Source organism: Pedobacter sp. 01N416 (genome assembly GCF_056399685.1).
The window spans coordinates 1-10392 of sequence record NZ_JBFTRT010000126.1 but is presented as its reverse complement, the minus strand read 5'-3'; the positions used below and the strand labels follow the sequence as shown (position 1 = coordinate 10392).

Below are 10392 nucleotides of genomic sequence, written 5' to 3'. Positions count from 1 at the left end.
GCGCTGTTCAGCGGTATATAACGCTAAACCCAGTAAACCTAAACAGGAAATAAAAATGGCAAATCCTCCAAAAATATTGGAAAGTACACTGAGCAACTTTTCGCTCCGGAGTTTTTCGGCCATGCCCTGACTAACGAGTTTCACTTCAATTGGATAAGCAGGATTTAAACGTTGACTAACCGATTTTATCGCTTCGATTGAATTAGAAAGCGATTGCTTAGGATTAAGTTTAAGCAGCAAAACCCGACTCGTTTTAACATTGTAATAATAAACTGTTGGCTGTATTTTAGAAGCAAGCGATTCGTTAGAATAATCTTGCACCACACCCACCACTTTAAGTGGCGGATTATCGCCCCAATGGATAACAGTACCCACAGGGTTTTTTAACCCCATTATTTTAACGGCAGTTTGGTTGAGGAGCAAAGATGTAGCTGTATCAGCCGAAAATTTAGGATCAAAATCTCTTCCTGCTAGAATCTTTACACCAGTTGTTTTGGCAAAATCGAAACCTGTACTTCTATAATTAATAATCGAGACATCATTTTTGGGCTTGCCTGGCCATTGAATGTCGCTGGTAATTGAACCACCATCTGTAAACGAGCTAGCATATTCTGTTGTAGCAATTGTAGCACCTACCCGCTCCAATTCATTTTTAAAAGTCTGCAATTTCTGTGGCTTTGTCCACTCTCCTTCTAAATCGATCTGTACCAGCGCAGTCTCATCAAAGCCTAAGGGCTTATTTTTAAGGTGCTGAATTTGGCTGTAAATTACAATTGCCGAAATAATCATGCAGATAGAAAGGCTAAACTGCACTACTACCAGTGTTTTGCGGATAGATAGTGAGCCCGTTGAACCTTTAAAGCCTTTTAATACCTTTACGGGTATAAATGATGAAAGGTAAAATGCAGGATAACTACCAGCAAGTAAACCAGTTACCAGTACCATAGCAAGTAATAAGCTCCAAAATTGATAAGCATTGTAATTAATTTTGATCGAGATATCGAGTAAGTTGTTAAAGTAAGGTAACGAGACTTCGAGCAGTGTAAAGGCAATTAACATTGCTAAAAAAGACAATAGTATTGACTCTACCATAAACTGTCCCATTATTGTATTTCTGGTAGAACCTAAAGCCTTTCTAACCCCTACCTCACGGGCACGTTTCTCCGACTTAGCAGTTGAAAGATTCATGTAATTGATGCAGGCGATAAATAATACACAGATGGCCAGAAAAACAAATAATCGCAACTGATCAATTTTGCCCCCCACCGATTTTCCATTGTCAAAATCACCGTATAAGTGAAATTTGCTTAAAGGAAAAAGAAAAGGTTCGTATGTCATTTCTTTTAAATTGGGTTCTTTGTTTACGATGAAATGTTTTAGTGCTGCGTTTGTTGCATCTAAAGAAGCATTATCTTTAAGCTGAAATAAGGTCAAACAAGTAATTGCTCCCCAACCGTTATTTTTTTCAGACGGATTTTCCTGCTCAAAAAAAGCCCATGGCTGCAAAACATCAAACTGCATGGTTTGATTTTTTGGCAGATCCTGTATTACAGCACTAACTTTTAAGTCTACCCTGTTATCGTATTTAATACTTTGTCCGATTGGATTCTGATCGCCAAATAATTTCTTTGCTGTCGATTCGCTTATCAATACGTTATTAGGCTCAGATAAAGCAGTACCTGGATCGCCATAGATAAATTTCTGTTCAAGGATTTTTAAAAAATCAGGATCTACATTAAATCCTATTAATTTAAAATTATTCCGGTTATGGCTGTATAATTTCTGGCCATTGTTCATTGAAATGCGGGTTGCACTTTTAATGCCTGGCAATTCTGAAACCCCAGCTTTGGCCAGTTTATTCGGAACGGCCATCGTAGTGGCCAGCTTGCCGTTAAACTTTAAATTTAATGCGGCAAAATATACCTTATCGGCATTTCTATATTGCTTATCGAAACTCCATTCGTAGTTAACGTACAAAAGTAACATTAAACAACAGGCCATTCCGATAGCTAAGCCACCTACATTAATTAATGTGAAGCCTTTGTTTTTCCAAAGGTTACGTAGTGCTATTTTAAAGTTTAATCTGAACATGATAGGTTAACTGTATAAATTGTTAAACTGGTTAATTGTTATATTGCTAACTGAAAACTGTCAACTGAATTATTCATATTTAAGTGCATCAACAGGGTTGGCGTTTGCGGTTTTGTAAGCCTGAAAACTTACGGTAATCACTGCCATTAATAAAGTCCCGATAGCGGCTGTGGGAATAATCCACCATGATATTTCGGTGTGGAATTCAAACTTCATCAACCATTTATTCATTAAATAATAACTCAAAGGAATAGCGATAACGATAGCAACCACAATCATTTTTACAAAAGAGAACGAGAGCAACTGCATTAAATTAAGTAAAGAGGCGCCAAGTACCTTGCGTACACCAAATTCTTTTGTTCGTTGCTCGGCACTATAGGCCACCAAACCGAACAGCCCCAGGCAGGAAACGAATATGGCCAGTCCGCCAAAAAGATTTGAAAGGATGCCTAAAGTTTTCTCCTTTTGGAACAAATCACTGTATACGTCATCTAAAAATGAGATTTCAACCGGGTAAGCAGGATTAATATCTTTGGTAATTCGGGTAATTGTTTCAATATTTTGCTGAATGGTATTCGAAGTATTTAGCCTCATCGTGATGTAACTTGTATACTTATCGTTAAAATAAAGTATCATTGGGTTATTCGATTTATAAGGTGAATCCCATACATAATCATCAAAAACTCCAATAATCACCCTTTTATCACCAAAAATGGTAAGAATTTGCCCTACTGGTTTTTTTAAGTTCATTACTTTTGCGGTTGCAGAACTAATAAGAACGGCTGCAGAATCCGATGCAAATTTTTTAGAAAAATCCCGCCCTTCCAACAATTTTATACCATTAGTTTTTATGAAATCATAGCTGGCTTCAACCTTATTAAACAGGTTATCATTATTCTCCTGAACCATTCCAGGCCAACGAACATCGGTAAAATTTGAACCGTGGTGTGATAATTTTGTTGAAGATTTATTTAAACTTGTTACAGCATCAGATTGCAGTATTTTTTGCTTGTAAACCTCAAACTGATTTTTTAGCTGTCCATCCTGAGGAATCTCAATCAATGCTTTGGTATCTATGCCCAGTGGTCTATTTTTAATGTATTGAATTTGATGATAAATAACCAGCGTTGAAATAATCAGAACGATAGCAAAACAAAACTGGCTTACAACAAGGACTTGCCTTAAGCTTACAGATGCCAAACCTTTCGATTTTATTTTCCTTTTTAAAGTTTGGATCGGGTTAAAAGCAGATAAATAAAATGCGGGATAACTWCCTGCGATTAAACCYGTAGCGATAACTATTCCCAATATGCCAATCCAACTGGTTAAATTAAAATAAGATATGCCGAGATTGATATTTAAAAGACCATTAAATGCAGGCAAACAGATTTCGAGCAGCGCAATTGCGATCACAACCGCAATTAAGGTAAGTACCATTGACTCTGTTAAAAATTGAAAAATTAATGAAATTCGATTTGCGCCAATTGTCTTCTTAATACCAACTTCTTTCGCCCGTTTTTCTGATTTGGCCGTAGCCATGTTCATAAAATTGATACAAGCAATGAGTAAAATACCAAAAGCAAGACCAGTAAAAAGCCATATTTGTTCAATGTCGCCGCCTACACTTTTTCCATTTTCAAATTTACCAAATAAGTGCAGTTTAGCATATTGGAATGCTACGAAAGGTTGGTCGGTTTGCTTATTATTTGCTTTAACAGCCTCGTCAATTTTCCTGTTCACAACATCAATGTCTGCATTAGGATTAAGAGAAAACATCGTTACAAAACTGTAATTACCCCATCCCAAATTCTTCGCGCTTTCATCAACCATTTCATAAAAGGCCCAAGGCATTAAAAAATCGAACTTAAGTGAGCTATTTTGAGGTATATCTTTTATTACACCGGTTACCGTCAAATTTTCACTATCCTGATAACGGACAGATTTGTTTAATACATTTGTTGTACCGAAAAGAATTTTCGCCATTGTCTCAGTAAGAATTACAGATTTCGGGTTTTTCATTGCGGTTTTGGCATTACCCACAATAAATTCATAATTAAATAGCTTTAAAATATCCGGTTCAGCGAATTTCCCGTCTTTCTTAAATCCATTTTCTCCATTTGCAATTAAACTTTTTTTGATGTAGTTCATCCTTGCAAGGTTTTTTATTTCGGGAATGCGTTCCCTTAATAATGGTCCGAGCGCTGTTGTTGTTCCTTCAAATGTCTTCGACACACCGCCATTTCCATCAGGAATATTAGTCATAACCGTATACAGATTTTCTGAGTTTCTGTAGTGCTTATCAAAGTTCCATTCATAGGTAACATACAAGAGCAACATTAAACAGGCTGCCAAACCAATAGCCAACCCAATTACGTTAATAAACGAGCTTACCTTGTTTCGCCAAAGGTTACGCAGTGCAATTTTTAAGTTTAATTTGAACATAAGGTTTAGGGTTTAGCGCACAGTGTTTGGTGTTTGGCGGGGATTTATCGCTTAACGCCAAACGCTGCACGCAGGTTTTATTCATATTTTAATGCATCAACAGGGTTTGCCTTCGCTACTTTAACCGATTGAATACTTACAGTGAGTATGGCAATGATTACGGAAAGACTAATTGCGGCTATAAACGGCAATGCAGATATAGAGATGCGATACTCGAAAGCTGAAAGCCATTTATTTACAATAATATATGCTAATGGGAATGCTATAAGATTGGCAATGGCCACCAATTTTATAAAATCTTTATTTAGCAATACGAGGATATTGCCAGTGCTGGCACCTAAAACCTTACGGATACTGATCTCTTTTTTGCGTTGCTCKGCCATAAAAAGCGCCAGGCCTAATAATCCTAAACAGGAAATGAAGATTGCGAAACCACCAAACCAGTTTGAAAGTGAACCTAAAAGTTTTTCATTTTTAAATTTCACTTCAAAAGATTCGTTCACAAATTTGCGGTTAACAGGATAATTGGGTTCCATTTGCTTTACTATATCATCGATTTTACCCAGTGATGAACTGATATTTTGATTCGGATTTAACCGTACAATGATAACCCTCGCGTCGTCCCTTTGATTTACCCTGAAAATCATAGGGGCCACTCTTTGATAAGCACTTTCTATTACAAAATCTTTTACTATCCCAACTGTAGTTAGCTTTTTATCCCAGAAAGTAATAACCTTACCGATCGGATTCTTTAATCCCATCATTTTCACTGCTGCTTCGTTTAACAATATACTACTTGTATCATTAGGAAATTTCGCAGAAAACTCCCTACCACTAACCATCTTAGTTCCAATAGTTTCAACAAAATCATATCCTATTGTTCTATGGTTAAAAGAAATAGCCTCGTTTGGATTTTTACCTTCCCAACTTACACCTGTAGTATTATCTCCACCTTCAGTAAAATCTGTGCTAAAAAAAGTAACATCGCTTGCAGCGCCTGATGCTAGTAATTGCGTTTTAAGCAATTCTAATTTAACAGCATCGTTCATTTTACCGGCTACCGCTATTTGAATTAAATTGGATTGATCGTAACCAATAGGTTTATTTTTAACATAATTAAGTTGCTGATAAATTACAGCCGTACAAATAATTAAACTTGCAGCAAAAACGAATTGGCCAACCACTAATACTTTCCTCACCGAAGCGGATGAATCTGCTTTAAGCGTGAAACCTTTTAAAACTTTGATAGGTTCAAAAGAAGATAGATAAAGCGCTGGATAACTACCCGCAATAAATCCGGTTAAAATCATCAAACCCAATAATGTTAACCAAAATTTGCCATTATAATAATCGATTGTTAATTTAATATCTAACAGACTATTAAAATATGGCAAACTAACCTCAATTAAGATAAAAGCTAAAACTGTGGCGATAAATGTGATGAGCAGCGATTCTAAAAAAAACTGATTAATTAACGATTTACGTGTTGATCCAATTGCTTTACGAACACCAACTTCTTTTGCCCTACGCTCTGAGCGTGCTGTAGATAAATTCATAAAATTTACACAGGCAATTAGCAATATGCAAAAGGCCAGCACTAAAAATATTTTAAGTTGATCTATTTTACCACCTATTGATTTACCGTTTACAAAATCATCATATAAATGCCACTTGGTTAAAGGATGTAATAAAGCTACTGATGTATTATCTTTTTGATTGCGTTTGTAAATACCATGCATCAAATCATTTGCAGTAGTAAAAAAAGTATTATCCTTTAACTGAACAAGTGTTAAACACATGTTGTTCCCCCAATTGCCTTCCTTTACCCAAGATTGACGCTTTTCGAATAATGCCCAAGGCATAATACATTCAAAAATTATGCTGCTATTTGCAGGAGCATCTTCTATTACAGCTTCAACTTTTAATACTTCTTCGTTTTCGAGCTTTACTGTCTTATTAATAGGATCTTCATTTCCAAATAACTTTGTTGCAAAAGACTTGGTCAGAATAATGGTATTTACATCTTTTAAAACTCTGGCCGAATTACCTTCAAGAAATTTATAATCCAATATTTTAATAAAATTCTGATCGGCAAATACGGCATTGCTATTTATCTTATTATCGCCAACGGTAATGAGTTGTTTTCTCGGATAAGTAGTGTGAGAAGCATATTTAACGCCAGGGATTTTTTCTTGCACTTCTTTAGCCATAACATTTGGTGTCCACGCCCAGCTAAAAGTTTTACCACTTGCCTCCATGTTTTGATAAACTACATAAGTTTTATCATGATTGGAGAACTGTTTATCGTAGCTCCACTCGTAAGCAACATACAGTAGCAAAACCATGCAACTGGCTAAGCCTATGGCTAATCCTCCTATGTTAATTAAGGAGAAACCCTTGTTTTTCCAAAGGTTACGTAAGGCTATTTTTAAGTTTAATTTGAACATATTTTGTGAGGTTTACGGTTTGAGGTAAGGTCTGGGGCGCATAAACCATACGCCTTTTAGCTTTGAACCTTTTACCTTTCTTATGCCTGCACCCAATCTTCCTATCCAGGAAGATTTTGGGCAGACCTATCATTAACTAAACTAAAATCTTTTTGAGGTTGAAGGTAGGAAGGTAGAGGGTTACAGGTTGACATAATTCGACCTTCTACCTTAAAACCTTCAGTCTTCTCCCCTTATATCAGCTCTTCGTTTCTGCTTTTATTGATCTTTTCAGAAATCACGTGACCATCTTTCAGGTTGATGATTCTGTTCGAAAAACTGGCATCATGACTGGAGTGCGTAACCATTACAATGGTAGTTCCGGTTTCATTCAGTTCGCAAAGTAGCTCCATCACTTCATTACCATGAGAACTATCCAAATTTCCGGTAGGCTCATCGGCCAAAACCAACTTCGGCTTGGTAACCAAAGCCCTTGCTACGGCCACACGCTGCTGCTGCCCACCTGATAACTGTTGTGGAAAGTGACCACTACGGTTTACAATATTCATTCTTTCGATAATTTCATTTACCAGTTTCTTGCGTTCTCCAGCTGGAATTTTGTTATAAATCAAGGGTAGTTCGATGTTTTCGAAAACAGTTAATTCATCAATCAAATTGAAATTCTGGAAAACGAATCCCATATTTCTTTTACGGAAATTTGAACGTTCTCTATCGTTAAGCGTTAAAAGCTCTGTATCGATAAATTTGTAGCTTCCACTTTCGGGCTTATCCAACAAACCCATTACATTTAATAGGGTAGATTTCCCACAGCCCGACGGGCCCATGATGGAAACAAATTCTCCTGCTCCAACATGGAGGTTAATACCATTCAGCGCAGTGGTTTCTACCTCTTCAGTTTTGTAAACTTTTTCCAGATTTTCTATTTTAATCATAGTATCAAGTATTATTCTAGTATCAAGTATTTAGTATCAGGTATCAAGACCTGGTTATATTATTGTCTAATTTGTTAATTGGCGCTAAACGCCTACCTCTAAACGCTAAGCTATTTATTAATCTCCACCTGATCGTACTGGTTAAACTGATCGTAAGATGAAGTGATTACTTCATCGCCTTTCTGCAAACCATCCAATATTTCATAGTACAGATAATTTTTTCGTCCGATTTTAACGTTTTTCTTGGTGGCTTTACCATTGTTTACTACAAATACCCAAGAGCCGCCTGTACTCTGGAAAAACTGTCCCTGGGCAAGAAGCAGCGATTTGCTATTGTCAGATAAGGTTAATTTTGTTTGTAACGATAATCCGCGACGTAAACCTTCAGGTGCTGCGCCCTTAAAAACCATTTCTACCTGAAACTGACCTGCAGTAACCTCAGGGATTACTTTACTCACGGTTAAATTATAAGTTTTACCATTAAACTCACAGTTAGCGGTTTGTCCTTCTTTTACCCGATTAATATAATATTCATCAACTCCTGCCTGAAGTTTATAACCCTGCAACACGTCAATCTTTCCAATCATTTCGTTAGAGTTATAAGATTTACCGATTACCGGATCGTAAGAAGATAATTTACCAGATACAGGCGCCTTAATGGTCATATTTTCGATGTTTTTGCGGATCATCTCTAAACTTTCGTTCATTTGCCCCATCGATTGATCGATCTGAGCCAACTGCATCTTTCTGCTTTGGTTTTCTTGTTTAATCGCTTGACGCACAATTTTCAGTTTACCCTGGTAATATTCGTAATCCTGGTTCGATTTATTAAATTCCTGAAGTGTGATTACTTTTTTAGAAAATAGTGAGCTATCTAATCTATACTGACGGGTTGCTGTTCTTAAGCTATTTTCTACATCTAAAACATCCTGATTTAAAACCCTTTGATTTTGCTCTAAATCCAATCGCGATTTACGCAACTGGTTAATCTGCTCGGTAGCTGCTGTTTGACTTGAAGTATAACTCAACATGGCATTTGAGTTGGAGATTCTTAATAGGGGGGTTCCTTTAACTACCGAAGCACCATTTTCGGTAAAAATTTCGGCAACTGTTCCACCTTCTGATGAACTTACAATTACCGAAGTTAATGGAACTACACTGGCATTTAATAACACTACATCTTCAAAGTCGCCATATTCTACTTTACTGATGGTTAATTTATCGGCATCTGCGCTGTAAACTTTTTTGAGGGATAAAGTATAGCCATAAATTACAACTGTTACAAAAGCAATTGCTCCGCCTATAATTAACAGGGTTTTAGTGCTAAATCTTTTTTTCTCTATTTTCTTATCCATTGTGTTCGGTTGTACTGTTTGGAATCACTAATAACCAAGCTTGTGCCAAAAGCATAAAACATATTTAAAACACTAATAATCAACAAATTAATAGTTATCTTATTTTTTATATGTTCATTATCGGACAGTTGATGTGCGGGAGCGGACAGTTTTGGTATTTTTGCCTCACCCCTTCATCCCCTCTCCATGTGGAGAGGGGGCAGGGAGTAGATAGAAGCATGCAGAAAAGAGAAGGTCAAAAAGGCCTCTTTTTAAAGAGAATTCATATCATAAAAAACAAAACCATTATATTTAATTAACTTGACATAAGTCTATTAGATATGGAGGAGTATAAGGATAAGTTATTTCATGGTGCCAATTTGAAGCTGTTTGAGTTTTCGAAAGCATTGCGGAAAAATCAAACGGAGGCTGAAGAAATCATGTGGCAATGTTTGAGGAATAGAAAAATCCTCAATTTTAAATTTAGGAGGCAGCATCCAGTACATAAGTTTATTGCAGATTTTTACTGCCACGAGGCTAAATTAATTATTGAAATTGATGGAGGAATACATAATCATCACGAAAATCAAGAATATGATCAAAACCGTACTGATGAACTTAAGGAGATTGGAATAACGATAATTCGATTTACGAATGCGGGTGTAAATAATAATCTGAATGAGGTTATAAATGTTATTAAAAAATACCTTTCTCCTTGAGGATAGAGAGGCAGGCACCAAAAAATCACACCATACAAGAACATTAGGTTCAAACCACTTTACCACAAATCCCTCTCTTGAAGGAGAGGGACAGCAAAAAAGAATAAATATATACTAAATTAATAGGGAGAGGTTATGCTTGACGCCACAGTTTTAATTATCGATGATGATGACGATATCCTGCTTAGTGCCCGTTTGTTTTTAAAGCAGCAGGTAAAGCAGGTAATTACATGTAAATCGCCTAAAGAGATCAATGTTTTATTGAGCAAAAATGAAATTGATATCATCTTGCTGGATATGAACTACCAAAAAGGTGCAAGTGATGGCCGCGAAGGTCTTTATTGGCTAGAACATATTTTATCGATTGATAAAGATTATGTAGTCATATTAATGACTGCTTTTGGCAATGTTGAACTGGCAGTAAAGG

Annotated in this window: 7 protein-coding genes; 2 read left to right on the top strand and 5 right to left on the bottom strand. The window is 36.3% G+C overall.

The window, feature by feature from the left end; translation table 11 throughout:
- The 5 genes from AC1DND_RS09030 to AC1DND_RS09010 all read right to left on the bottom strand — a co-directional run.
- On the bottom strand, positions 1 to 2091 hold a 2091-nt coding region (locus tag AC1DND_RS09030; RefSeq protein ID WP_477580946.1), incomplete at its 3' end, for an ABC transporter permease.
- Between the two features lie 69 nt (positions 2092 to 2160).
- The gene (locus AC1DND_RS09025; protein ID WP_477580944.1) at positions 2161 to 4533 is read right to left on the bottom strand and encodes an ABC transporter permease; all 2373 of its coding nucleotides are present in this window, start codon (positions 4531 to 4533) and stop codon (positions 2161 to 2163) included.
- 77 nt (positions 4534 to 4610) lie between these two features.
- Positions 4611 to 6980, bottom strand: a complete 2370-nt coding sequence (locus AC1DND_RS09020; protein WP_477580942.1) for an ABC transporter permease — start codon at positions 6978 to 6980, stop codon at positions 4611 to 4613.
- A 233-nt stretch (positions 6981 to 7213) separates the two neighbouring features.
- Positions 7214 to 7912 carry an ABC transporter ATP-binding protein gene (locus tag AC1DND_RS09015; protein WP_029275061.1) on the bottom strand — a complete coding sequence of 233 codons (699 nt, stop codon included), beginning with the start codon at positions 7910 to 7912 and terminating at the stop codon, positions 7214 to 7216.
- 110 nt (positions 7913 to 8022) lie between these two features.
- Complete coding sequence (locus AC1DND_RS09010; protein ID WP_477580940.1) at positions 8023 to 9267, bottom strand: efflux RND transporter periplasmic adaptor subunit; 1245 nt, start codon at positions 9265 to 9267, stop codon at positions 8023 to 8025.
- A gap of 320 nt (positions 9268 to 9587) precedes the next feature.
- On the opposite strand from AC1DND_RS09010, the gene AC1DND_RS09005 reads away from it, so the two are divergent.
- Both AC1DND_RS09005 and AC1DND_RS09000 read left to right on the top strand, forming a co-directional pair.
- Positions 9588 to 9965: an endonuclease domain-containing protein gene (locus tag AC1DND_RS09005; protein ID WP_477580938.1), complete on the top strand. Its 378-nt coding sequence runs from the start codon at positions 9588 to 9590 to the stop codon at positions 9963 to 9965.
- A 135-nt stretch (positions 9966 to 10100) separates the two neighbouring features.
- On the top strand, positions 10101 to 10392 hold a 292-nt coding region (locus AC1DND_RS09000; protein ID WP_477580936.1), incomplete at its 3' end, for a response regulator.